Annotated in this window: 23 protein-coding genes; 2 read left to right on the forward strand and 21 right to left on the reverse strand. The window is 73.9% G+C overall.

The features are described 5' to 3' along the window. Window positions 1-105: 105 nt before the first annotated feature. The 16 genes from metK to ACPYO4_RS12025 form a co-directional block, all read right to left on the reverse strand. On the reverse strand, window positions 106-1317 hold the full coding sequence (metK, locus tag ACPYO4_RS11950; RefSeq protein ID WP_425709469.1) for a methionine adenosyltransferase: 1212 nt from the start codon (window positions 1315-1317) through the stop codon (window positions 106-108). Beyond that, window positions 1314-2657 carry a bifunctional phosphopantothenoylcysteine decarboxylase/phosphopantothenate synthase gene (locus ACPYO4_RS11955; protein WP_425709470.1) on the reverse strand — a complete coding sequence of 448 codons (1344 nt, stop codon included), beginning with the start codon at window positions 2655-2657 and terminating at the stop codon, window positions 1314-1316. Before ACPYO4_RS11955 ends, metK begins: the two co-directional genes overlap by 4 nt. Before the next feature lie 34 nt (window positions 2658-2691). Continuing rightward, a complete protein-coding gene (rpoZ, locus tag ACPYO4_RS11960; protein WP_425709471.1) occupies window positions 2692-2955 on the reverse strand; it encodes a DNA-directed RNA polymerase subunit omega in 264 nt (87 codons plus the stop codon). A gap of 62 nt (window positions 2956-3017) precedes the next feature. After that, a complete protein-coding gene (gene gmk / locus ACPYO4_RS11965; protein ID WP_425709550.1) occupies window positions 3018-3626 on the reverse strand; it encodes a guanylate kinase in 609 nt (202 codons plus the stop codon). A gap of 74 nt (window positions 3627-3700) precedes the next feature. Further along, entirely contained in the window at window positions 3701-4012 is a 312-nt protein-coding gene (gene mihF, locus ACPYO4_RS11970; RefSeq protein ID WP_425709472.1) for an integration host factor, actinobacterial type, read from the reverse strand. A 287-nt stretch (window positions 4013-4299) separates the two neighbouring features. Continuing rightward, a complete protein-coding gene (pyrF, locus tag ACPYO4_RS11975; protein WP_425709473.1) occupies window positions 4300-5217 on the reverse strand; it encodes an orotidine-5'-phosphate decarboxylase in 918 nt (305 codons plus the stop codon). After that, window positions 5214-8597, reverse strand: a complete 3384-nt coding sequence (carB, locus tag ACPYO4_RS11980; RefSeq protein WP_425709474.1) for a carbamoyl-phosphate synthase large subunit — start codon at window positions 8595-8597, stop codon at window positions 5214-5216. Before carB ends, pyrF begins: the two co-directional genes overlap by 4 nt. Further along, window positions 8597-9802 (reverse strand): glutamine-hydrolyzing carbamoyl-phosphate synthase small subunit, encoded by a 1206-nt coding sequence (carA, locus tag ACPYO4_RS11985; protein ID WP_425709475.1) that lies wholly within the window; start codon window positions 9800-9802, stop codon window positions 8597-8599. The genes carB and carA overlap by 1 nt, the downstream gene beginning before the upstream one ends. Continuing rightward, window positions 9803-11134, reverse strand: a complete 1332-nt coding sequence (locus tag ACPYO4_RS11990) for a dihydroorotase (protein ID WP_425709476.1) — start codon at window positions 11132-11134, stop codon at window positions 9803-9805. Next, the gene (locus tag ACPYO4_RS11995; RefSeq protein ID WP_425709477.1) at window positions 11131-12138 is read right to left on the reverse strand and encodes an aspartate carbamoyltransferase catalytic subunit; all 1008 of its coding nucleotides are present in this window, start codon (window positions 12136-12138) and stop codon (window positions 11131-11133) included. Before ACPYO4_RS11995 ends, ACPYO4_RS11990 begins: the two co-directional genes overlap by 4 nt. Then, a complete protein-coding gene (pyrR, locus tag ACPYO4_RS12000; protein WP_425709478.1) occupies window positions 12135-12848 on the reverse strand; it encodes a bifunctional pyr operon transcriptional regulator/uracil phosphoribosyltransferase PyrR in 714 nt (237 codons plus the stop codon). The genes ACPYO4_RS11995 and pyrR overlap by 4 nt, the downstream gene beginning before the upstream one ends. 79 nt (window positions 12849-12927) lie before the next feature. Next, window positions 12928-13641 (reverse strand): transcription antitermination factor NusB, encoded by a 714-nt coding sequence (nusB, locus tag ACPYO4_RS12005; RefSeq protein WP_425709479.1) that lies wholly within the window; start codon window positions 13639-13641, stop codon window positions 12928-12930. Beyond that, window positions 13642-14199: an elongation factor P gene (gene efp, locus ACPYO4_RS12010; protein ID WP_425709480.1), complete on the reverse strand. Its 558-nt coding sequence runs from the start codon at window positions 14197-14199 to the stop codon at window positions 13642-13644. A gap of 150 nt (window positions 14200-14349) precedes the next feature. Further along, the gene (locus ACPYO4_RS12015; protein WP_425709481.1) at window positions 14350-14850 is read right to left on the reverse strand and encodes a hypothetical protein; all 501 of its coding nucleotides are present in this window, start codon (window positions 14848-14850) and stop codon (window positions 14350-14352) included. Then, the gene (locus ACPYO4_RS12020; RefSeq protein WP_425709482.1) at window positions 14847-15458 is read right to left on the reverse strand and encodes a hypothetical protein; all 612 of its coding nucleotides are present in this window, start codon (window positions 15456-15458) and stop codon (window positions 14847-14849) included. Before ACPYO4_RS12020 ends, ACPYO4_RS12015 begins: the two co-directional genes overlap by 4 nt. A gap of 10 nt (window positions 15459-15468) precedes the next feature. Beyond that, window positions 15469-16959 (reverse strand): HNH endonuclease, encoded by a 1491-nt coding sequence (locus tag ACPYO4_RS12025; protein WP_425709483.1) that lies wholly within the window; start codon window positions 16957-16959, stop codon window positions 15469-15471. Between the two features lie 316 nt (window positions 16960-17275). Here ACPYO4_RS12025 and ACPYO4_RS12030 point away from each other — a divergent pair, with 316 nt between their 5' ends. Then, window positions 17276-18028: a 3-beta hydroxysteroid dehydrogenase gene (locus ACPYO4_RS12030; RefSeq protein WP_425709484.1), complete on the forward strand. Its 753-nt coding sequence runs from the start codon at window positions 17276-17278 to the stop codon at window positions 18026-18028. Between the two features lie 90 nt (window positions 18029-18118). Here ACPYO4_RS12030 and ACPYO4_RS12035 read toward each other — a convergent pair whose 3' ends face one another. Genes ACPYO4_RS12035 through aroC form a run of 3 tightly spaced genes read right to left on the reverse strand, consistent with a single transcriptional unit; the run spans window position 18119 to window position 21599 of the window. Then, window positions 18119-18736: a shikimate kinase gene (locus ACPYO4_RS12035; RefSeq protein ID WP_425709485.1), complete on the reverse strand. Its 618-nt coding sequence runs from the start codon at window positions 18734-18736 to the stop codon at window positions 18119-18121. Continuing rightward, complete coding sequence (aroB, locus tag ACPYO4_RS12040) at window positions 18733-20385, reverse strand: 3-dehydroquinate synthase (protein ID WP_425709486.1); 1653 nt, start codon at window positions 20383-20385, stop codon at window positions 18733-18735. Before aroB ends, ACPYO4_RS12035 begins: the two co-directional genes overlap by 4 nt. Further along, on the reverse strand, window positions 20382-21599 hold the full coding sequence (aroC, locus tag ACPYO4_RS12045) for a chorismate synthase (RefSeq protein ID WP_425709487.1): 1218 nt from the start codon (window positions 21597-21599) through the stop codon (window positions 20382-20384). Before aroC ends, aroB begins: the two co-directional genes overlap by 4 nt. 156 nt (window positions 21600-21755) lie before the next feature. Between aroC and ACPYO4_RS12050 the strand changes: the two genes are divergently transcribed. Continuing rightward, a complete protein-coding gene (locus ACPYO4_RS12050; RefSeq protein WP_425709488.1) occupies window positions 21756-22286 on the forward strand; it encodes a flavin reductase family protein in 531 nt (176 codons plus the stop codon). Window positions 22287-22395: 109 nt separating this feature from the next. Here the strand turns inward: ACPYO4_RS12050 and ACPYO4_RS12055 are convergent, their stop codons facing one another. Together ACPYO4_RS12055 and ACPYO4_RS12060 are read right to left on the reverse strand one after the other, a co-directional pair. Then, window positions 22396-23187 carry a creatininase family protein gene (locus ACPYO4_RS12055; protein WP_425709489.1) on the reverse strand — a complete coding sequence of 264 codons (792 nt, stop codon included), beginning with the start codon at window positions 23185-23187 and terminating at the stop codon, window positions 22396-22398. Continuing rightward, the gene (locus ACPYO4_RS12060) at window positions 23184-24527 is read right to left on the reverse strand and encodes an FAD-binding oxidoreductase (RefSeq protein ID WP_425709490.1); all 1344 of its coding nucleotides are present in this window, start codon (window positions 24525-24527) and stop codon (window positions 23184-23186) included. Before ACPYO4_RS12060 ends, ACPYO4_RS12055 begins: the two co-directional genes overlap by 4 nt. Between the last annotated feature and the right edge of the window lie 7 nt (window positions 24528-24534).

Genomic DNA, 24534 nt, shown 5'->3' on the forward strand with positions numbered 1-24534 from the left:
GACCGCCGGGGCGGTCTGTGCAGGACGCGCGCGGGGAGGCACCTGTGGGCCGGCGCCGTCGGCCGCGTCGCGCTCACACCCCGCCGGGCTCGGGCCCCGCCGGACTCAGGCCGCGGCGGCGCGCAGGGCCTCGACGCGGTCGAGGCGCTCCCACGGGAGGTCGAGGCCGGGCCGGCCGAAGTGGCCGTACGCCGCCAGCGGCCGGTAGATCGGGCGGAGCAGGTCCAGGTCCCTGATCACGGCGAGCGGTCGCAGGTCGAAGACCTCCCGGACCGCCCGTTCGATGGCCTCCTCGGGGACCGTGGCGGTGCCGAAGGTCTCGACATACAGGGAGACCGGGGCAGCCTGACCGATGGCGTAGGCGACCTGGACCTCGCAGCGCCGGGCCAGTCCCGCGGCGACGACGTTCTTTGCGACCCACCGCATGGCGTAGGCCGCGGACCGGTCGACCTTGCTCGGGTCCTTCCCGGAGAAGGCGCCGCCGCCGTGGCGGGACATGCCGCCGTAGGTGTCGACGATGATCTTGCGTCCGGTGAGCCCCGCGTCCCCCATCGGGCCGCCGAGCACGAACCGGCCGGTCGGGTTGACGAGCAGCGCGAGCTCGGCGGTGTCGACGTCGGCCGCGACGCCCGCGAGCTCGGCCGCGAGGACCGGCTGCACCACCAGCGTGCGGACGGCCTCGTCGAGCATCGACCCGGTGACGTCCTCGTCGTGCTGGGTCGAGACGACGATGCCCGTGATCGCGGCCGGGCCGCCGCGGGAGTAGCCCACGGTGACCTGGGTCTTGCCGTCGGGCCGCAGCCACGGGACCTGGTGCTCACGCCGGACCGCGGCGAGCTGCTCGGCCAGCCGGTGCGAGAGGTGGATCGGCAGCGGCATCAACGTGTCGGTCTCGTCGGTGGCGTACCCGAACATCAGGCCCTGGTCGCCGGCGCCCTGCACGTCGAGCGGGTCGATCTCGCCGAGGTCGTCGCGGGTCTCGAGGGACTTGTCCACGCCGGCGGCGATGTCCGCGGACTGCTCGCCGACGCTGACCGACACGCCGCACGACCGGCCGTCGAAGCCGACCTCGGAGGACGTGTAGCCGATCGCGCTGATCTCGCGCCGGACGATGGTGGGGATGTCGACGTACCCGTTGGTGCGGATCTCCCCCGCCACGTGGACCTGACCCGTGGTGACGAGGCACTCGACGGCGACCCGCGCGTCCGGGTCGACCTCGAGGAGCTCGTCGAGGATCGCGTCGGAGATCCGGTCGCAGATCTTGTCCGGGTGTCCTTCCGTGACGGACTCGGACGTGAAGGTGCGCAGCTGGGTCACCGCTGAATCGTAGGCTCCGCCAGTCGATCGACGATCGCGTCGAGCAGGATGTCCGCCATCTGGGCCTTGCTGCCGGCGCCGGTGGTCACGACCTCGCCCGCGGCGTCGAGGATCGTCAGCTCGGTGTCGACATCGCCGAAGCCGACCCCGACCCCGACGGCGTTGACGGCGAGCAGGTCGGCGCCCTTGCGGATCGCCTTCGCCCGGCCGTGGTCGAGCACGCTGCCCGTCTCGTCCCCGGTCTCGGCGGCGAACCCGACGACGAGCCGGCCGGGGCGGGACCGGTCCGCCGCGAGCCCGGCGAGGATGTCCGGGTTCTCCACGAGCTCGATCGTGCGTCGGCCGCTGCCGTCCTTCTTGCCCTTGGTCCCGGCCACCTCGGCCGGCCGGAAGTCGGCGACGGCTGCCGCCATGACGATGATGTCGGCCTCCGCGGCAGTGTCCTGGACGGCCTCGGCCAGCTCGAGGGCGGAGCCGACGGGGACGACCTCGATCGCGAGCTCGTCGGGCAGCAGCGCGCGCTCGACGTTGGCCGCGAGGAGGGTCACCCGGGCGCCGCGGTCGGCCGCGGCGCGGGCGATCGCCACGCCCTGCCGGCCGCTGGACCGGTTGCCGATGAAGCGGACCGGGTCGACCGGCTCGTACGTGCCACCGGCCGAGACGATGGCCGTGCGACCGGCCAGGTCCTGGCGACGCGGCGGGCACGCGCCGGACGAGAGCGGAGCGGGGACCTGCGCCGAGTCGGCACCCGACGGGGCGGCACCCGACGACGCCGCGACCGGGCGGCCGCCAGGGGTCAGTCCGACCAGCGCGAGGCCGGCGGTCACGATGCGCTCGGGCTCGGGCAGGCGCCCCGGCCCGGTGTCGGCACCGGTGAGTCGGCCGGAGTCGGGGTCGAGGACGGTGACGCCCCGGGAGCGCAGGGTCGCGACGTTGGCGACTGTGGCCGGATGCTGCCACATCTCGGTGTGCATCGCGGGCGCCAGCAGCACCGGGCAGGTCGCGGTGAGCAGCGTCGCGGTGAGCAGGTCGTCCGCGAGGCCGGCGGCGGCCCGGGCGAGGGTGTGCGCCGTCGTGGGAGCGACGATCACGAGGTCCGCGTGCCGGCCGAGATCGACGTGGTCGACGGCGGTGGCGCCGTCCAGCACGCCGGCGCGGACGGGCTGCCCGGACAGCGCCTCGAACGTCGGTGCGCCGACCATCTCCAGGGCCGTGGCGGTCGGCACGACGCGGACGCGGTGGCCGGCCTCGGTCAGCAGGCGCAGGACCAGGGGGGCCTTGTAGGCGGCGATGCCGCCGGTGACACCCAGGACGACGTCGAGCCGGCGGGGGGCGCGCACGCCCTCTCCCCCGGTGCTCGACGTCACGACCGGATCAGTCCTCGGTACGGGTGAGGGTGAGCTGCCCGGCGTTGATCTCGCGCAGCGCGATCGACAGCGACTTCTCCTCCGGGGCCGACGGCACGAGCGGGCCGACGAACTCCAGGAGACCGTCCTGCAGCTGCTGGTTGTAGGTGTTGATCTGACGCGCGCGCTTGGCGGCGTAGATGACGAGCGCGTACTTCGAGTCGACGGTGGTCAGGAGCTCGTCGATCGGCGGGTCCGTGATGCCGATCGGCTCGGCGACTGTTCCGGCCATGGGTCCTCCTCGCATGATGGGTGCGCTCGCGCGTGAGGGCGACGGGCACACGGACCGCCATCCTAGCGTGCGGGCTGCCGGACCAGGCCCAGGAGCCCGGCAAGGGCCAGTGCGGCCTCGGTCACGTCGGAGTTGACGATGATCTCGTCGAACTCCGCGACGGAGGCCAGCTCGACGTCGGCGGTGGCGAGCCTGCGCTCGCGCTCCTCCTCGGTCTCCGTGCCCCGACCGACCAGGCGCCGGACGAGCTCGACCCGGTCGGGCGGGGCGAGGAACACGTGGCGGGCCCCGGGCAGTGCGGCGCGCACCTGGCGGTGGCCCTGCAGGTCGAGCTCGAGCAGGACCGCCCGACCGGCGGCGAGCTGGTCGACGACGGCGCGGCGCGGCGTGCCGTAGCGGTGGACGCCGTGGACCACCGCCCACTCGAGCATCTCGCCGGAGTCGACGGCCTCGTCGAACTCGTCCGAGGTGAGGAAGTGGTAGTGCACGCCGTCGACCTCGCCGGGCCGGATCGGCCGCGTGGTGGCCGACACGGAGTACCACAGGTCCGGGTACAGGCGCCGCAGCTCGGTGACCACGGTGCCCTTGCCGACGGCGGTCGGCCCGGACAGCACGGTCAGGCGCGAGGTGTCGACGGGCGCGTGGTCGGGCCCGTGGGTGGTCTCCCCGATCGGTGGCGTCTCGTTCGGCACCGCGTCATTGTGTCAGGTCGACGGGCACGGTCGTCAGTCGCCGGTCGCGATCGTCAGCCGAACCGCTCGACGAGCCGCGAGCGCTGGTGCGGGCCGAGCCCACGCACGCGCCGGGACTCGGCGATGTTGAACTCCGCCATGATCGCCCGCGCCGTGGAGGAGCCGACGCCGGGCATCGCCTCGAGCAGCGCGACGACCTTGAGCTTGTTGAGCGCCTCGTCGTCCGGTGCGCGGCTGAGCACGTCCGAGAGCTGCAGGGCGCCTGCCTTGAGCTGGGACTTGACCTCGGCGCGCACGCGACGCGCCTCGGCGGCCTTGGCCAGGGCCGCAGCCCGTTCGTCGGCCGTGAGCGGGGGGACTGTCACAACGACCACCTCGTCAGTTGGTGAACACCGGTCCGGAGTAGAGGCTGACCCTAGCCCGGGAGACGCGGGTCACGCCAGATGAACACGCAGGTCCGTCCGGGCATCCGGGACGTACCGCGTGGGCGACGACGCGGTGAACGGCGCGTCGCCGGTCCGCCGCACTCCCCCTGCGGGTGCTCCGCCGCCCTGCCACCGCGCCGCGCGCGGGTCGCCCCGGCGGTCGGCCCTCGGGTGTCGCAGGCGGTCGCCCCGCGGGTCGCCCGGACGATCGTCCCGCGGGCCGGGGCTCACCGTCCGCGCAGCGCGCTGGTCACCACGGCGGCGGTCTCACGGGCGGCGCTGCCGACGGCGCCGCGCTGCGGACCGGCGGCGAGGACCGCCCGGGAGGCGGCGGCGAGCACCCGGTGGCGGGCGGGTCCGAACACGGCACGCAGCTCGTCGGGGCCGGCGCCCTGCGCGCCGACTCCCGGGGCGAGGATCAGCCCGCCGAACCCGTCGAGGTCGAGCCCGAGGTCCGTGGCCGCGGTGCCGATCGTGGCCCCGACGACGAGGCCGACCGGCCCCGGCGACGCCTCGGCGCCCAGACGGGCGTTGGTCGCCTCTGCCCAGGCCGCGACCTGACCCGCCACGGACCTGCCCGGGCCGCCGGCGTGCTGAACCGCGGAGCCCTCCGGGTTCGAGGTGAGGGCCAGCGCGAAGACGCCGCGACCGCCCGCGTGCGCGAGCTGGACGGTCTCGTCGAGCGAGGCGGGCCCGAGGTAGGGCGAGACGGTGATCGCGTCCGCGGGCATCGCGGCGTCGTCGGCGAGGTGCGCGGCCGCATAGGCTGCCATCGTCGAGCCGATGTCGCCCCGCTTGACGTCGAGGATCGTCAGCACGCCCGCCGAGCGCGCGGCCACCAGCACCTCCTGCAGGGCCGCCCAGCCGGCCGGGCCGTGCCGCTCGAAGAACGCCGACTGCGGCTTGAGGGCCGCCACGGAGCCCGCCACCTCGTCGACGACGCGCAGGCCGAGCTCGCGCGCCCCGTCGGCGGTGTCCGCCAGCCCCCAGGACGCAAGGACGCCGGCGTGCGGGTCCACGCCGACGCACAGCGGCCCGTGGTCGTCCATCGCGCCGGCGAGCCGCTCGCCGAACCCTGTGCGGGGAGCAGGTGCGTGGCGCCCGGATGACGCGTCGCCGGCCGACTCGCCGCCGGCCTGCGTCATGCGCTCGCCCCGGCCGCGGGAGCGGCACTACCGGGAGCGGCGCTGCCAGGAGCGGCGGCGCCCGCCCGGCCCAGGCCGAGGCGCTCGTCGCGCGCGGCGTCGAGGTCCTGGAGGGAGGCGACGTCGAACGCCCCGGCCCGCTCGGCCTCGATGGCGCGCACCGCGACGACGAGCTGCGCCGTCGTCGTGATGATCGCGCGGTCCACGGCCGTGGTCGCGGTACGGATCTCGTACCCGTCCGCGCGCGAGCCCTGCCCGCTGGGGGTGTTGATGACCATGTCCACCGAGCCGTCGGTGATGAGGTCGATGATCGTCGGCTCGCCGTTCGGTCCCCGCCCCTCCGAGTGCTTGCGCACCGTCGTCGAGGGGATGCCGTGGCGCAGGAGGACCGCCGCGGTGCCCTCGGTGGCGAGGAGCTCGAACCCGAGGTCGACGAGCCGGGCGGCCGGCCCGGCGATGTCCCGCTTGTCCCGGTCGGCGACGGACACGAACACCCGACCGCCGCTCGGCAACCCGCCGAACGCCGCGGTCTGGGACTTGGCGAAGGCGACCGGGAGGGTCGGACCGACCCCCATGACCTCACCCGTGGAGCGCATCTCCGGCCCGAGGATGGAGTCGACGACCTGTCCCTCGCGGGTGGCGAACCGCTTGAAGGGCAGCACGGCCTCCTTCACGGCGATCGCGGAGCCGAGGTCGATCGTGGAGGCGTCCACGGCGGGCAGCAGCCCGGACGCCCGCAGGTCGGCGATCGACTCCCCCGCCATCACCCGCGCCGCGGCGCGCGCGAGCGGCACGCCGGTGGCCTTGGCGACGAACGGCACGGTGCGCGAGGCGCGCGGGTTGGCCTCGATGACGTACAGGACGTCGGAGACCAGGGCGAACTGGATGTTGATGAGCCCGTGGACGCCGACGCCTGCGGCGATCGCCTCGGTCGAGTCGCGGATGCGCGCGATCTCGCCGGCGGAGAGCGAGACGGGCGGCAGCACGCACGAGGAGTCGCCGGAGTGGATGCCGGCCTCCTCGACGTGCTCCATGACGCCGGCTAGGTAGAGCTCGGTGCCGTCGTACAGGGCGTCGACGTCGATCTCCACGGCGTCGTCGAGGAACCGGTCCACGAGCAGCGGGGCCGCGCGACGGGTCGCGTCGCCGGCGTGGACGGTGGCGTCGGCGAGGTAGTCGGTGAGGTCGGCCTCGTCGTAGACGATCTGCATGCCGCGGCCCCCGAGCACGTAGCTGGGCCGCACGAGCACCGGGTAGCCGATGGATCCCGCCACGGCGAGCGTGTCCGCCGGGGTCACGGCGGTGCCGTGGGCGGGGGACGGCAGCCCGGCGTCGTCGAGGACGCGGCCGAAGATCTCGCGGTCCTCGGCCGCGTCGATGGCCTGCGGCGGCGTGCCGAGGATCGGCACGCCCGCGTCCGCGAGGCGCTGCGCCAGCGAGAGCGGCGTCTGGCCGCCGAGCTGGACGATGACGCCCTCGACCGGGCCGGCGGCGAGCTCGGCGCGGTAGACCTCCATGACGTCCTCGAACGTCAGCGGCTCGAAGTACAGGCGGTCGGAGATGTCGTAGTCGGTGGAGACCGTCTCCGGGTTGCAGTTGACCATCACCGTGGTGAACCGGTCGGCGAGCTCGAGCGTGGCGTGCACGCACGAGTAGTCGAACTCGATGCCCTGCCCGATCCGGTTGGGGCCCGAGCCGAGGATGATGATGGCCGGCCTCTCCCGGGGCGCGACCTCGCTCTCGGCGTCGTAGGCGGAGTAGTGGTACGGCGTCTGCGAGGCGAACTCGGCGGCGCACGTGTCGACCGTCTTGAACACCGGGTGCAGGTCGAACGCCCGGCGCACCTCGCGCACGGCGTCCTCGGACAGGCCGCGCAGCTCCCCGATCTGGACGTCGGACAGGCCGTGCCGCTTGGCCCGCGCGAGGACGCCGGAGGTGAGCGCGTGCGCGCCGGCCACCTCCTGGGCGACCTCCTCGACGAGCACCATCTGGTCGAGGAACCACGGGTCGATCCAGGTCGCCTCGAAGAGCTCCTCGACGCTCGCGCCGCCGCGGATCGCCTGCTGCACGTCGACGAGGCGGTGCTCGGTGGGCGTGGCCGTCGAGGCGACGAGTGCGGTCAGCTCCTCACCGGCGGGCGCCTCGCCGCGCCAGTGGAACTGCTGGCCGGACTGGTCCAGGGAGCGCAGCGCCTTGCCGAGCGCCTCGGTGAAGTTGCGACCGAGCGCCATGGCCTCGCCCACGGACTTCATGGTGGTGGTGAGCGTGGGGTCCGCGGCGGGGAACTTCTCGAACGCGAACCGCGGGACCTTGACGACCACGTAGTCCAGCGCCGGCTCGAAGCTCGCGGGCGTGGAGCCGGTGATGTCGTTCGGGATCTCCGGGAGCGTGTAGCCGATGGCCAGGCGCGCTGCGATCTTGGCGATCGGGAAGCCGGTCGCCTTCGAGGCCAGCGCGGAGGACCGGGACACGCGGGGGTTCATCTCGATGACGACGATGCGGCCCGTGCTCGGCTCGACCGCGAACTGGACGTTGCAGCCGCCCGTGTCGACGCCGACCTCCCGCAGCACCGCGATGCCGATGTCCCGCATCCGCTGGAACTCGCGGTCGGTCAGCGTCATGGCGGGCGCCACGGTGATCGAGTCGCCCGTGTGGACGCCGACCGGGTCGACGTTCTCGATCGAGCAGACGACCACGACGTTGTCCGCGTGGTCGCGCATGAGCTCGAGCTCGAACTCCTTCCACCCGAGGATCGACTCCTCCAGGAGCACCTCGGTGGTCGGCGAGAAGTGCAGGCCGGCGCCGGCGATGCGGTCGAGGTCCTCGCGCGTGTGGGCCAGGCCCGAGCCGAGGCCGCCCATGGTGAAGCTCGGGCGGACCACGAGCGGGAGCCCGAGCTCGTCGGCGGCGGCGTGCACCTCGTCGATCGAGTGCGCGATGACCGAGCGGGCGGACTCCCCGCCGGCGCGCTCGACGACCTCCTTGAACGCGAAGCGGTCCTCCGCCTTGTTGATGGCGTCGACCGAGGCTCCGATGAGCTCGATGCCCAGGCGGTCGAGCACGCCGGAGTCGTGGAGCGCGATCGCGGTGTTGAGCGCGGTCTGGCCGCCGAGGGTGGGCAGGATCGCGTCGGGCTTCTCCTTGACGAGGATGGCCTCGACGACCTCGGGGGTGATCGGCTCGACGTAGGTCGCGTCGGCGACCTCCGGGTCGGTCATGATCGTCGCCGGGTTGGAGTTGACGAGGACCACCCGCAGGCCCTCCTCGCGCAGCACGCGGCAGGCCTGGGTTCCGGAGTAGTCGAACTCGGCCGCCTGGCCGATGACGATCGGGCCCGAGCCGATGACGAGGACGGAGCTCAGGTCGGTCCGGCGGGGCATCAGTTCTCCTCGGAGGTGGTGGGGGTCGCGGGCTCGGCGCCGCGGTGGGCGGCCATGAGCGCGAGGAAGCGGTCGAAGAGGTGCTCGCCGTCGTGCGGTCCGGCGGCGGCCTCGGGGTGGTACTGGACGGAGAACGCCGGCAGGTCCAGCGCCCGCAGGCCCTCGACCACCTGGTCGTTGAGGCCGACGTGGCTGACCTCGACCCGGCCGTAGCGGCCGTCGTCGTAGGGCGCGACGGACTCCCCCTCCACGGGGGCGTCGACGGCGAAGCCGTGGTTGTGCGCGGTGATCTCCACGCGGCCGCTCGCCTTGTCCAGGACCGGCTGGTTGACGCCCCGGTGACCGTAGGCGAGCTTGTAGGTGCCGTAGCCGAGGGCCCGGCCGAGGAGCTGGTTGCCGAAGCAGATCCCGAAGAACGGGATCTGCTCGTCGAGGATGCCGCGCAGCAGCTCCACCTCGTGCTCGGCCGCGCCCGGGTCGCCGGGGCCGTTGGAGAAGAACACGCCGTCCGGCGTCAGCGCGAGCACCTCGGCGAGCGTGGTGTCACGGGGGACGACGTGGACGCGCGCGCCGCGCTCGGCGAGCTGGGCGGGCGTACGGGCCTTGATGCCCAGGTCGACGGCGACGACCGTGGCGACGGGCTCGCCGTCGGGCTCGATGGTGTACCGCTCACCGGTGGAGACCTCGCCCGCGAGGTCGGAGCCGGACATCGCCGGAGCGTCCCGGACGACGTCGACGAGGACCCGGGTGGCCTGCGGGTGCAGGTCCGCGGCGCCCGCGGGCAGCGCGGAGCCGGAGAAGATCCCGGCGCGCATGACGCCCGCCTCGCGCAGGTGGCGGGTGAGCGCGCGCGTGTCGACCTCGCAGATCCCGACGACGCCCTCGGCGGTCAGGCGCGCCTCGAGCCCGCCGGTGGCCCGCCAGCTGGACGACCGCCGGGCGGCGTCGCGCAGGACGTAGCCGGCGACCCACACGCGGTCGGACTCGTCGTCCTCGTCGTTGACGCCGGTGTTGCCGACGTGCGGCGTCGTCATCACCACGATCTGGCGGTGGTAGCTCGGGTCGGTCAGGGTCTCCTGGTAGCCGGTCATGCCGGTGGAGAAGACGATCTCACCGAGTGTGCGGCCGCCCGCGCCCCAGGCAGATCCTCGGTAGGTGGTGCCGTCCTCCAGGACGAGCAGGGCGGGTGTGCGCTCGGCGCTCACTCAGGACTCCTTCTTCTCGGGCATGCCGGCGAGGTCGTCGACGAGGGACCCGTCGAGGACGGTCGCCCGGCCGGCGTAGAACGTGTGCGTCACGGCGCCACCCAGCTCGCGGCCCGCGAACGGCGAGTTGCGGGACCGCGAGGCGTGCGCCGCGGTGTCGACGGTGCGTCGGGCGGCCGGGTCGACGAGGGTGAGGTGGGCGGGGGCGCCGGGAACGAGCTGCCGGCCCTGGTCGGCGACGCGGCCGATCCTCGCGGGCGCGGTCGACATCACGCGGGCGACCCCGGCCCAGTCGAGCAGGCCGGTGGCGACCATCGTCGTGGTGACCACGGCCAGGGCGGTCTCCAGCCCGGTCATCCCCATCGCGCCGGCGGCCCACTCGGTGTCCTTGTCCTCGGCGGCGTGCGGGGCGTGGTCGGTGGCGACGATGTCGATCGTGCCGTCGGCCAGCCCGGCGCGCACGGCCTCGACGTCTGCCGCGGTGCGCAGCGGCGGGTTGACCTTGTACAGCGGGTCGTAGTCGCGCACGAGGTCGTCGGTGAGCAGGAGGTGGTGCGGCGTGACCTCGGCGGTGACGTCGATCCCCCGGGCCTTCGCCCAGCGGACGATGTCGACCGAGCCGGCGGTCGAGAGGTGGCAGACGTGCAGCCGGGAGCCGACGTGCTCGGCGAGCAGGACGTCGCGGGCGATGATCGACTCCTCCGCGACCGCCGGCCAGCCGGTCATGCCGAGCTCGGCGGAGACGACGCCCTCGTGCATCTGGGCGCCCTCGGTCAGGCGCGGGTCCTGCGCGTGCTGCGCGACGACGCCGTCGACCGAGCGGACGTACTCCAGCGCCCGGCGCATGAGGACGGGGTCGCTCACGCACCGGCCGTCGTCGGAGAACACGGTGACGCCGGCCGCGGAGCGGTGCATGGCGCCGAGCTCGGCGAGCTGGGCACCGGCCAGGCCGACGGACACGGCGCCGACGGGTCGGACGTCGACGTAGCCGGCCTCGCGGCCGAGGCGCCAGACCTGCTCGACCACGCCGGCGGTGTCGGCCACCGGCATGGTGTTGGCCATCGCGTGGACGGCGGTGAAGCCGCCCGCGGCCGCGGCTCGGGAGCCGGTGCGGACGGTCTCGGTGTCCTCGCGGCCGGGCTCGCGCAGGTGGGTGTGCAGGTCGACGAGGCCGGGCAGCGCGACGAGGCCGTCGGCGTCGACCCGGACGGCGTCGGACGAGGCCTGCGCGGCCGCGTCGTCGCCCACGGCGGTGATCGTCCCGCCCGAGAGCAGGAGGTCGGCCCGGTCCCCGCCGAGGGGCCGTGCCCCGGTGATGAGGTAGCTGGTCATGACGTGGTCCCTTCGGAGCCGGCAAGCAGGAGGTAGAGCACGGCCATGCGCACGGCGACGCCGTTGCGGACCTGCTCGAGGACGACGCTGCGCTCGGAGTCGGCGGCGTCGGCGGAGATCTCCAGGCCGCGGTTCATCGGGCCGGGGTGCATGACGATGCCGTGCGCCGGGAGGAGCGCGAGACGGGCGGCGTCGAGCCCGTAGAGGCGGTGGTACTCCTGGGCCGAGGGGAAGAACCCTCCCCCGCCGGCGGACATCCGCTCGTGCTGGACGCGGAGCATCATCACCGCGTCGGGCGCGGCCTCGAGGGTGGCGTCGAGGTGGTGCTCGACGCGCGCGGGCCAGGCGCCCACGCCCACGGGCAGGAGCGTCGGCGGGGCCACCAGCGTGACGTCGGCGCCGAGCGTGGTGAGCAGGTCGACGTTCGACCGCGCCACCCGCGAGTGCAGGACGTCCCCGACGACGACGACGCGCGCCCCGGCGAGGTCGCTGCCCGGCGGGGCCGGGGTGTCGGTGGTCGGGGGCTCCCCGGGCGCGGGTTCCTCGGCACGCGAGTGCAGGTGGCGGCGCAGCGTGAAGGCGTCGAGGAGGGCCTGCGTGGGGTGCTGATGGGTGCCGTCGCCCGCGTTGAGGATCGGGACGTCGGTCCAGCCGGCGTGCGCGAGGCGGTGCGGCGCGCCGGAGGCGGGGTGCCGGACGACGACGCCGTCCGCGCCCATCGAGCGCAGCGTGAGCGCGGTGTCCTTGAGCGTCTCGCCCTTGGACACCGAGGATCCCTTGGCCGAGAAGTTGATCACGTCGGCGCTCAGGCGCTTGGCCGCCGCCTCGAAGGAGATGCGCGTGCGGGTGGAGTCCTCGAAGAAGAGGTTGACGACCGTGCGGCCGCGCAGGGTGGGGAGCTTCTTCATCTCCCGTTCCTGCGTGGCGGCCATCTGCTCGGCGGTGTCGAGGATGCGCACGGCCTCGGCGCGGGAGAGGTCGGCGGCGGAGAGCAGGTGCCTCATCGGTCCCCCTCCCCGACGATCCGGACGGACTCCGGCGTGCCGCCGACGGCGTGGGTGCCGGCGTCGGTGTGGATGGCGGCCGCGACCTCGTCGGCAGTGCGATCGGTAGTGCCGCCGGCGTCGGTCGCGGCGATGATCCCCGCGTCGGTCTCCGCGAGCGAGACCCGCACGCTCTCCTCCCGGGAGGTCGGCAGGTTCTTGCCGACGAAGTCGGCGCGGATCGGGAGGTCGCGGTGGCCGCGGTCGACGAGGACCGCGAGCTGGACCCGGCGCGGTCGGCCCAGGTCGGACAGGGCGTCGAGCGCCGCGCGGATGGTGCGCCCGGAGTAGAGGACGTCGTCGACGAGGACGACGGTGCGGCCGGTGAGGTCGACCGGGATGTCGGTGCGCTCGAGGCCGCGGACCGGGTGGTCGCGCAGGTCGTCGCGGTACATCGTCGTGTCGAGCGAGCCGTGCGGGACCGGCTCGGCGAGGTCGGCGGCGCGCGCGACGCGGGCCGCGAGCCGGGCGGCCAGCGGGACGCCGCGCGTGGGGATGCCGAGCAGGACGAGGTCGTCGGTGCCCTGGTTGCGCTCGACGATCTCGTGCGCGATGCGGGTAAGCGAGCGGTCGATGTCGCTCGCGGTGAGGACCTCGCGTCCGGCTCTCTCGCCGGCCGGCGTGGGTGATGTGGATGTGGGGTCTGCGGATGCAGCCGGGTCGGGGCACATGGTGCCGTGACCTCCTTCCCTGCCTCGCTGGACAGATCGTTAAAGGATGTCGGTGCGCCCAGGGTACGCCGGGCGCGGGTCAGATCCGGTAGAGGTCCTTGTTCCTGGACACCTCGCCGAGGACGCCGCCGACGAACCGCGGGGAGTCGTCGGTGGAGAGCCGGCCGGCCAGGTAGGTCGCCTGCTCGATGGCGACCCCATCCTGGACGTCGTCGAGGAAGACGACCTCGAAGACCCCCAGCCGCAGCAGACCACGGTCGACCGCGGGCATCCGCCTGAGCGACCAGCCGTGGGAGGTGGCGGTGAGGATCTCGTCGATGATCGTCAGGTGGTCGGCGACGCCCTCGACGAGCTCGACGGCGTAGGCGGGCAGGCCGTCCTGCGCGATCGTGCGCCCACCGCGCTCGGCGAGGACGGCGAGCAGCCGGTCGCCGTCGGTGACCAGGCCCTTGGCGTCGGCCTCGAACAGGACGTCGAGCGCCCGGTGACGCGCCTTGGTCCGGGCGGTGGCGTGGAAGGCCCTGCGCACGCCCTGGGTGTCCGAGGTGCTCCCCCGTACCGAGTCCGACCGGTCCGCGCTCACGCGGACCGCGCCGGCGGGCACCTCGTCCTCGGTCGTGACCTCGACCGGAGTCGGCTCGTCCTCGGTCAGCGGCGCGGGCAGGTCCTCGGTCGACGGCACAGCTTCGTCCTCGCTCACCTGCGCAGGGACGTCCTTACTCACCGGCGCGGAGCCGGTCGGCGCGCGGTCGAGGCCCTGGTCGTCCTCGCGCGCGGGTGTCTCTCCGCCCACTCAGGCGCGTCCGAGGTAGTCGCCCGAGCGGGTGTCGACCTTGACCTTGACGCCCTGCTCGAGGAACAGCGGGACCTGGATCTGGTAGCCGGTCTCGAGGGTGGCGGGCTTCGTGCCGGCCGAGGAGCGGTCGCCCTGGAGGCCGGGCTCGGTCTCGGTGACCTCGAGCACGACGGAGGCGGGCAGCTCGACGAAGAGCACCTGATCGTCGTGGGTGGCGACGACGACGTCGGTGTTCTCGAGCATGAAGTTCGCGACGTCGCCGACCACCTCGGGGCGCACGGGGATCTGGTCGAACGTCGCGGAGTCCATGAAGATGAAGTCGGTGCCGTCGTTGTACAGGTACTGCATGTCGCGGCGGTCGACCGTGGCGGTCTCGACCTTGACGCCGGCGTTGAACGTCTTGTCGACGCCCTTGCCGGACAGGACGTTCTTCAGCTTGGTGCGCACGAACGCGGGGCCCTTGCCCGGCTTGACGTGCTGGAACTCGACGACCGACCAGAGCTGGTTGTCGATCTTCAGCACCATGCCGTTCTTGAGGTCGTTCGTCGATGCCATGCGTGTGCCGTCCTTAGCGTCGGGAGTCGTCTCGGTCGTGCTGTCTCGATGCTGCCGTCCCGGCCCCGCCGGGCGCGTGGTCGGTGCCGGGGCCCGCGATCGTGGCCCGCGACCGGCCGTCGGCCTGGCCGCAGGGGCCCGGGCAGCGGTTCAGGATATCGCGACGAGGACACCCAGTCCCGCGAGCCCCCATGATGCCGCCCACAGGTAGGAGGCGAGCGTGCCGATGATGAAGCGCTCGGCCGTGAGTCCGGCGACGACGACACGCGGCGGGACCGGACGCTCCTGAGGGTCGCCCTGCAGGACGATCGGGGTCTCGTCGTCGCGGCGTCCGACGCCGGAGCAGTGGTCCGCACGCAGCTCGGGATAGCGCCCCAGGCCCTTGAGCGCGAGGACCACGGCGACGACCTCGGGGAAGCCGGTGACCAGGCCGCCGGCGATAGCGGCGCGCTCCAGGTAGCCGATCCACTGCCCGCCGCGGTCGAGGCCGACGGGGTGGGTGACGAGTCCGGGCGTCCCCTCCCTCCCACCGCCGGTCACCGTGAAGCGCCGCAGCAGCCGGGCGACGATGGGGCTCCCCGTCAGGGCGGCGCCGACGGCGGCGACGAGCACGAGGCCGGCCGTGACGAGCCCGAGGAGCCAGCCGTTCACGGGGTCTCCCCCTCGGCGTCGGCGACCATGCCGGCGACGTGCGGCAGCGCGGCCAGCTCCTCACGGACACCGGCGACCCGGACCCGGTCGTGGACCGCCTGGTAGGTGATGCCGAGCTCCTCGGCGACGGCACGCTGGGTGACGCCGGTGACGAGGCGGTCGGACACCTCCCAGCCGGCGTCGGACCTCGTGCGTCTCAGGGCACCGACGAGGTGGAGCACGGCGGTGGCGGCCTCGGCGGCTCCCTCGTCGGCACCCCGCACGACGATCGGGTACGGCGACGCCTTGCTCCGCGCGGTCTCCACCGCGTCCCGGGCGAGGACGAACGCCGTCCCCGACGACGCGCTCGCGCTGTCCGCGAGCGGTGAGTCCACCGGTCCGGCGCCGACCCCCACCGCCCAGTCCAGGCGGGCGAGGCGCAGCGCGACGTCGACCGCAGCGGGGGCGCTCGAGAGCACGGCCTGAACCTCGTCGCCGACCGTCCGCTCGAACGGGAGCACGACGGCGCGGCCCGCTCGTCGCTGCCATGGAGCCAGTTCGGCGAGGATCTCGTCCACGAGAACCCCCCGCTGGGTCGACCGATTCTGATCGGCGGTGACGACGAACATGCGATCAAGGCTATGTTCTTGATTGCAGAGGATCAAGGGGATGATCGGGGGCGGTTGGCCCGGCCCTTTCGCGGGCGATCTCCTCGTCGTGCGCGCGGAGTGCCTCCCGGTTCGCGGCGACGCGGGCCCTCAGCGAGTCGACCCGCCTGTCGGTGACGTTCTGGGCGAGCGTGGATCGGCTCGCGGCGTAGCGGTGCCCGGTCGGCGTCGTCACGGTGAGGCTCGTCGCCGTCGACTCGTGGGTCCAGCCGGCGTTCTCCTTGGCGAGGTTGCACCGCTGGCACAGGCCCGAGGCGTTGGCGAGGCTCGTCTCTCCGCCCTCGGCCCACGGGGTGGCGTGGTCGACCTGCCGGAAGTCCGCCCCGCAGAAAGGGTTGCGGCAGATGTCGTCGCGCAGGCTCACGAGGTGCCGCAGCGAGGCGGGGAACCCTCTGGCACGTGAGTCGACGCCGTCGATCTGCCCGTTCTCGGGCCGGACCCACAGGCGGCGCAGGGTCACGTCGGCCGCCTGGGCCTCGGAGAGGTAGCCGCGGGCCACCGCGGCGGGCACAGGGCCGTGCCCGGGCAGCCAGGCGGACTCGGGTCCGCCGAGCAGCGTCTCGTCGGTCATCACCAGGGTGAGCGCGACGTCCCGCGGCTCGCTGACGTCCGTGCCGGTCACGCGCTCGACGAGGAGGTCCGCACCGATCTGCGCGTTGCTCCGACCGTCGGCGGCGCCTGCTGTGACGGCGCTCCCGGAGTCGCGGTCGAGCGTGGTCTTCACCCGCACGGCGTCCGCCACGGTGAGCAGGGCGGTGAGATAGGCCATCCCGTTCGGGGCCGGGCGGACGTTCACGCGACGCTCGCTGGTGGCACGCTGCATGCGCAGGACGGCGCCGGCCTGGTCGAGCTCCTGGGCGAGCTTGCGCGCCCGGTTGCCGGCCTGCCGGTCACCCATCGCGGGGAGGTCGGGTGCCAGCGCCTCGTCGACGGCGCGGCGATCCTCCGGGGTGAGGAAGGCGATCTCCCTCGCGACCAGCGTGGCGCGCCACTCGGACACCTCACCGGCCTCCATGAGCGCGAAGGTGCGCGGCATCTCCGTGGTGAGGCAGCGGGCGAGACGTAGGTGTACGCCGCCCTGGCTCGGCGACTCGCGGCGCGCCAGTGCGATCTCGTCCGCCACTCCCCTGCCCTGGAGCTCCGCCGGCACACCGCGGTGATCCTCGTCGTCCCGACGCATGTCCTCCAGCGCCACAGAGGCTCGCGCCTGCAGGGCCTCGGCGGCGCACTTGAGCGACTCGACCGCGGAGACGACCGCGATCACCTCGGCCTGGCTCGCGACCTCGAGGTCCGCCAGGGCGCGCGAGAAGCTGGCGATGCCCTCGGCACCTCGAAGGGCGGCAGGAGGCATGACCGGCTCTACGGCATCCGTGGCTGCACCGACGGGGACGCCGGAGTCGCCGCTCGGCGAGCCGCCGTCGGGACCACCCTCGCCCGAGCCCGGCGTCCACTCCGTCGTCATACCGCTCACCTCCCCCGTCCTGTCACTGACCGCCGACGGATCCCTGTCCACCGACCGCGCCACGCCTTGTCGCGAAGACCCCTGCGTCGGTCGATCTGGTGGCTACGTTACGGGCCACCACCGACATCGAATCCTTGGAATTGCAACGGTTGTGGACGGTCATGCAGTGGGGGGACCTGTGGAGACGGCGACGAGAAGCTGGGCCTCATCCGGCACGGCCTGCCACGTATCTCCCGTGCGCCTCCGCCGTGCTCCCCCTAGCCTGGCTCCCACGCGATGTCGTCCGACGGCGGACGACCGACAGGTGGGCAGAGCGATGCGGGTCGCGATCGTCGGCGGCGGGATCTCCGGGCGGGCCATCCAGCGCGCCGTGACCGACCGGGGCGGCGCGGCCGTCCAGCTCTCCAGGTCCACCGGCTACGACGTCATCTGCCACAACCCGCTCGAGCACCTCCGCGGCTACGACGTCATCATCGAGGCAGCCAGCCGGTTCACGACGAGCGCGCGGGCGGCGACCGACTTCTTCACCCGTTCCACGACGGCGGTCGCGAGGGCGGCGAACGCAGGCGGAGCGCGGCACGTCCTGCTCTCGATCGTCGGTTGCGAGCTGCCCGAGGTGCAGGGCTACGGCTACTTCGCCGGCAAGGCCGCGCAGGAGCGCATGGCGGCCGAGGTCAGCGAGCACCTCGTCGTGGTCCGCTCGAGCCAGTGGTTCGAGTTCGCGGAGCAGAACCTGGGCCGTATGCGGCTCGGCCCCCTCGTCGCGGTGCCCACCATGCGCATCCGCCCGGTCGCGCTCGACGCCGTCGCCGACGTCCTGGCCGACTGCGCGCTCGCGCGACGTGCGGGCGACCGCCACGACCTCGTCGGTCCCGAGGAGCTGACGCTGTGGGACATGACCCGGCGCGTGGCCGGGAACGCGGCCGGGGACGGGCGGCGTATCCGGCCCTTCCCGCTCCCGCTGCCCGGACGGATGGGTCGCGCCTTCCGCGACGGCACGCTCGGCCGCGCACCCGGCGCCGAGGTGGTCGGGCCGACGTTCGAGGAGTGGCTCGTCGCGCGGGGCTGACGACAGGGGGGCGGCCCGGTGCCGCCCCGCGCGTCGGTCGGGGGTCGAGCTGCCAGGGCCCCACCCGCCGGTCGGGGGTCGAGCTGCCGGTCAGCCCGCCCGTACGACCTCGAGCACGGCGTCGCGCACCTCGTCCGGGTCCATCGCCGTCGTGTCGATCGTCGTGCTGGCGACGGCCTCGAGAGCTGCGTCCCGCTCGGCCGCCATGGTCGTCCACATCGCCCGCGGGTTCGGCAGCGCGACCGAGCCAAGGCCGGACAGACCGAGCCGGCGCATCGCGGTGCCCGGCGTCAGCCGGAGGTGGACGACCGGCACGCCCTCGGCGCGCAGCTCGGCCAGCCGGTCGGCGACCGCGCCGAGCGCACCCGAGCCCAGCCCGACGACGGCGGGCCTGGCGAGCGGGTCCGTCGCCAGCACCTCGGTCACCACAGCGGACTCGGCCGCCCGGTACTCGTCCTCGCCGAGGTCGACGACGAGCTCGTGCACCGGGGCACCGAGCCGTTCGGCCACGAGCTCGTCGGTGTCGCGCACCTCGATCCCCAGCGCCTCGCCCACCGCGACGGCCGTGATCGAGACCCCGGCCCCGGGCACGCCTACGAGGACGATCGTGCCCGTGCCGCGTGGCGTCGCGGTCTCCGGCGCCCGGTCGCCGTCCGCGCCGGCGATCGGAGCGTCGCCGGTCGCGAACCCGCCCGCGTCCCCGGTCACGCGCTCACCGTGTCCCAGGCCGCCTCGAGCGCAACCTCGTCGGGCCCGTCCAGAATGACCGGATCGCCCTCGGCGCGCAGGGCGACGAACCGCAGTCGGTCGCCGCGCACCTTCTTGTCGTTGCCCATCGCCGCACGGACCTCGCTCCACGGAAGCCCGCTCACGGTCACCGGGAGGCCGAGCGAGCTCAGCACCTCGCGGTGGCCCTCGGCGAGCCCCGGCCGCGCGAGACCCACCCGTTCGGCGAGCTCGGCGGCGACGACCATGCCGACGGCGACGGCGTCCCCGTGGCGCCACGCGTACCCGGAGGCGCGCTCGATGCCGTGCCCGGTGGTGTGCCCGTAGTTGAGGACCTCCCGCAGCCCGGCCTCGCGCAGGTCCTCCCCCACGACGTGCGCCTTCACGGCCACCGCGCGCTCGACCAGCTCGCGCAGTACGCGCGAGCCCGGGTCGAGCGCGGCCTCGGGGTGCGCACGCACGAGCCGCAGGACGTGTCGGTCGCCGAAGAAGCCGACCTTGACGACCTCGGCGAGCCCGGCGGCCAGGTCCGCCCGGGGCAGGGTGGCCAGCAGGTCGAGGTCGCAGACGACGGCGAGCGGCGCATGGAACGAGCCGACAAGGTTCTTGCCGGCCGGCGTGTTGACACCCGTCTTGCCGCCGACGGCCGCATCGACCATCCCGAGCAGCGTCGTGGGCACATGGACGACGCCGACACCCCGCAGCCAGGTGGCCGCAACGAATCCGCCGACGTCGGTGGTGGCCCCGCCGCCGAGCGTGACGACGACGTCCTGACGGCCGTAGCCGTGCTCGCCGAGCAGGTCGTGGCAGCGCCCGACGACCTCCCACGTCTTCGCGGCCTCGGCGTCGGGCAGGACGAAGGAGTGCGCGTCCCTGCCGCCGAAGCGAAGCGCGGCGGCGATCCGGCCGGCGCGCTCGGCCATCGCCTCGGGGTGGACGATGAGCACGCGGCGCGCCGTCTCGGGGATCGCGCGGGCGACCTCGCCGGACAGGTCGTGCCCGATGGTCACGCGGTACGGGTGGGCGCCGGGCACCGTGAGCACGGTCGGCTCCGTCGCGAGCGTGGCGACCTCGGCGGCGACGTCGGTCAGCTCACGGCCGTCGGTGTCGACCGTCCAGGTGGCGACCTCGTCGTAGAGCGGGGCCCGCTGCTCGGCGAGCACGGTGAGCCGGCCGACCGGGTCGTCGGCGAGCAGCGGCCGGGTCGAGGCGGTCCCCACGCGCGCGTGCGCCTGCTCGGGCGAGACCGACAGGTGCACGACGCGTCGCGTCGCAAGGTCGGCGCGCGTGTCCGGGTCGAGGACGGCGCCACCGCCGAGCGTGAGGATGCCGGTCCCGTGCCCGAGGGCATCGATGATCACCTCGCGCTCGAGCTGCCGGAACGCGTCCTCGCCGGCCGCGGCGAAGACTTCCGACACGCTGCGGCCGGCCCGGCGCTCGACGAGGTCGTCGGTGTCCGCGACGGACGTGCCCAGCATCCGCGCCAGGTGGCGGCCGACCGAGGACTTGCCCGCACCCGGCAGGCCGACGAGCACGAGGTCGGGGCCGCGGCCGGGGACCGGCACGCCGGCGATCCGAGTCCCGGTGATCGGCGTCCCGGCGATCGGCAGCGCCGTCCCTTCCCCGCTCACCGCTGGTGCTCCGGGAACGAGGCGAGGTAGGCGGCCAGGTTGCGGGACGCCTCCGCGAGGGAGTCGCCGCCGGTCTTCTCCAGCAGGGCCTGCGCGAGCACGAGCGCGACCATCGCCTCCGCGACGACGGCGCCCGGCGCCACGTGGCAGGTGTCGGAGCGCTGGTGCAGGGCCGTCGCGTCCTCACCGGTGGAGACGTCGACGGTCGACAGCGCCCGCGGGACCGTCGAGATCGGCTTGAGCGCGGCGCGCACGCGCAGGACCTCGCCGTTGCTCATGCCGCCCTCGGTGCCGCCGGCGCGGTTCGTGGTCCGCGCGATGCGGCCGTCGTCGTCGTGGACGATCTCGTCGTGCGCCGCGGAGCCGCGGCGCCGGGCGGTGGCGAACCCGTCGCCGATCTCGACACCCTTGACGGCCTGGATGCCCATGACGGCGCCGGCCAGGCGGGAGTCGAGGCGGGCGTCGCCGGACACGAACGAGCCCAGGCCGGGCGGCAGACCGTAGGCGAGGACCTCGACGACCCCGCCCACGGTGTCGCCGTCCTTCTTGGTCGCGTCGACCTCGGCGACCATCTCCTCGTCGACCCCGGGGACGATGCACCTCAGCGGGGAGGCGTCGAGCGCGGCGACGTCGTCGGGCGAGGGCAGGGGGGCGTCGTCGGGCACCCGGACCGGGCCGACGGCGAGGGTGTGCGAGACGAGCCGCACGCCGGCGACCTGCTCGAGGATCGCGGCGGCCACGGTGCCGAGCGCCACTCGGGCGGCGGTCTCCCGCGCGGAGGCGCGCTCGAGGACGGGCCGGGCGTCGTCGAGCCCGTACTTGCGCATACCGGGGAGGTCCGCGTGCCCGGGGCGGGGACGGGTGAGGGGGCGGTTGCGGGCCACCTCCCGCTCGTCGCCGGTGCCGGCGTCGACGAGGAGGTCGGCGGGGTCCACGGGGTCGGCCGACATGACGGTCGACCACTTCGGCCACTCGGCGTTGCCGATCGTCATTGCGACCGGACCGCCCATCGTCACGCCGTGGCGGACGCCGCCGAGGAGGGTGACGACGTCGGTCTCGAACTTCATGCGCGCCCCGCGGCCGTAGCCGAGGCGGCGCCGGGCGAGCGCGGCGACGATCTCGTCGGAGGTGATCGACAGGCCGGCGGGCACGCCCTGCAGCACGGCGACGAGCGCCTGGCCGTGGGACTCCCCGGCAGTGGTCCAGCTGAGCATGGGACCGATCATCCCATCTGCGGGTCCGGTCGCCGTCGCGTGCCCGAGGGCCGGAAGCCACGGGCGAGAAGTGATCGCCTCCGTGGTGTCACACCGGGGAAACATCACGGTCCTAGCCTGGATGTTGATGGTATCAACATCCACCGAGGAGCACCCATGACCGTCACCCGACCGGCACGCACCATCGACGACGGCGTCGCCACGTCGTTCCGCACGGCCATGGCCGGACTCGCCGCCGGCGTCTGCGTCGTCACCAGCTGCGCCCCCGACGGGGCACCCGTCGGGACGACGGTGAGCACGGGCTTCAGCGTGAGCATGTCTCCGCCGCTCTTCGGTGTCTGCTTCGACACCGGCTCACGGACGCTGCCCACCGTGATCGCACGCGGCGCCTTCGTCGGCAACGTCCTTGCGGGCGAGGCCCAGGACGTCGCTCGTCGCTTCGCCTCCCGCGAGCCGGACAAGTTCCGCGGGATCGCCCACCGGTACACCGCCGACGGTCTGCCGTGGCTGATCAAGGACGCCGTCAGCGCGGTCGAGTGCGAGGTCGTCGGCGCGACCGAGATCGGGGACCACGTCCTGGTGCTGGGCGCCGTCTCAGGCGTGCACCGCGTCCGCGACGAGTCGGCGACCTCGCTCGCCTACGTGGACCGCCGGTTCTTCTCGCTGCCTCGGGGCACTACCGACTGAGCGGGGTCCGGCCGTTCGGGCGGACCACGTTCTCCGTGGATGACGCGCAGCGAGGGGGGCCGGGCTCCGGTCCCCCTCGCTGTGCGCCGTCCACGTGTGCGCCCGGTCGCTACGTCACGGAGAAGGTCGATGCCTCGGTGATCGCCCGTGCGGCCTGGTCCACCGCGGCCCGGAACAGGGCGCGCCCGTCGTCGGCACCGGCCGTGGTCGGGTCGCCGACATGGCCGTCCGGCCCGAAGTCGTCGGACAGCCACCCGAAGCTCGCGGGCCTGCCGAAGCCGACGACCTCGAACCGGTCGAGCCGTTCCGGGACCCGCCTGACCGCACGATCCATGTGCACGAGCTCCGGCCGCAGGTGCAGCATCATCGACGTCTCGGTGTGGCCGCCGTGGATCCCCAGTCCGAGCTCGCTGGGATTGCCGTGCTCCCGCGCGACCTCTCCACCGACGGAGGCCGGGACGAAGAAGGTCGCGAGCCCGAACCTCCGCCTCAGCTCGCGCAGCGCCACCTGCTCGAGCGCGGCGTTGCCGCCGTGGCCGTTGACGAGGAGCACCCGGGTGATCCCCGATCCGGCGAGCGAGCGCCCGATGTCGACGAGCGTCGACATGAGGGTCTCCCACGACAACCAGATCGTGCCGGGAGACCAGGCATGCTCGTCGGACTTGGTGTAGGCCAGTGCCGGGAGAAGGACGACGTCGGCCCGGCCGTCGGCGGCTACCGCGTCGGCGGCGTGGGTCGCGACCTCGGTGGCCGTGACGAGGTCCGTCGACAACGGGAGGTGCGGTCCGTGCTGCTCGATCGCGCCCGTCGGCAGGACCGCCACGGTGTTCTCGGGCAGGGCCGCGACGTCAGGGAACGTGAGGTCGGCCCAGCGGGCGGCCCTCGGCGTCGGCGCGGTCACCGCACACCGATCGTCGTGCGCGTGTCGGTGCGTGCCCGCTCCGGCACGAGCTTGCCGGGGTTGAGCAGCCCCAGCGGATCGGTCCGGGCGGCCGTGGCCGCGACGAGCTCGACGTTGCGGTCGACGTACCACTGGTGCGGCGAGTGGACGCCGAGTCCGGCGGCCTCCAGGAGCGGTATCCCGTCCAGGACCTGCTGCTCGTCCACGTAGTCACCCACCACCATGGCGAGCGGCTCGGCACCCATGAGCTCGAGGTGGAGCCGGGTCCCGGGGTAGACGGCGCGGACCCGGGCCGGGTCGTCCCAGAGCGCGCGCCCGCCGGTCTCCATGTGGAAGCATGCGGGCTCCCCCACCTCCCGCTGCCAGTAGTAGATCGGGTGGTTGTAGGACATCGACGAGAGCCGGTCCGTCTCGGCGTACTCGTCGTAGGTCGCCACGACCTGGCCCCCGCCGGCGGCGACCAGGTCGGCCACCTGATCGACGGTGGAGGACTCGGCGATGACGCGCAGGCTGTGCTGCGTGGCGTCGAGCGGCGTCGGCGCGGGGAGGGTGGCGACCAGGGCGGGCTCGTCGGCGGACGCCAGGCGCGGCAGCACCGGCAGCGTGAGGAGCGCGCGGTGCGCGGCCACGAGGCCGTCGTAGGTCGGGAACGACGCGTACACCGCCGACCAGTCGCGGGCGGGATCGGTGCGGACCGTGGCGCTCGTGACCACTCCCGTGACCCCGTACGCGTGGATGTACGGCGTGGTGTCGGCTCCGTGGACGGTGAACGTCCGGCCGCTGCCGTCCATCGGGGCGACGGTCAGCGAGACCACGAACCCGTCGGTCGTGGTGCCGTGCTCGATCGTCCCGGTGCCCGCGCTCCCGCCCGCGAGGAAGCCGCCGAGCGTCGAGCCCTTCGTCGAGGGGAACATCCAGATGTCCCGCCCCGCCGCCCGCCCGGTGGCGTCGACGGCCGTGAGCCGGGCTCCGGCACCCGCGGTCATCGTCCCGTCGCTGTCGACGGCGATCTCGTCGAGCGCACGGAGGTCGAGGCTCAGCCCGCCCGAGAACGGCGTGAGCTGGCCGTAGTTCCCGGTCCCGGCCCCGCGCGGCGTGACGGGGACGCCGGCCTCGTAGGCGAGCTGGAGGACGCGGGCGACCTCCTCGGGTGTCCGGGGGCGGACGACGGCGTCGGCGAGGTAGCGGCCCGCCGGCAGCTTCTCCTGCAGGATCGGCGACATCCGCGACCAGTCGGAGGAGACCTTGGTGACGAGGTCGAGATCGGTCGAGACCGCGTCCGGCCCGAGCTCGTCGGCGATGAGGGCGGCGAGCCTGCCCGCGGCGGTGGTCGTGCTCATCGTGGCT

The sequence above is a fragment of the Georgenia sp. Z1491 genome, from assembly GCF_049856175.1.
Lineage (GTDB): Bacteria > Actinomycetota > Actinomycetes > Actinomycetales > Actinomycetaceae > JB111.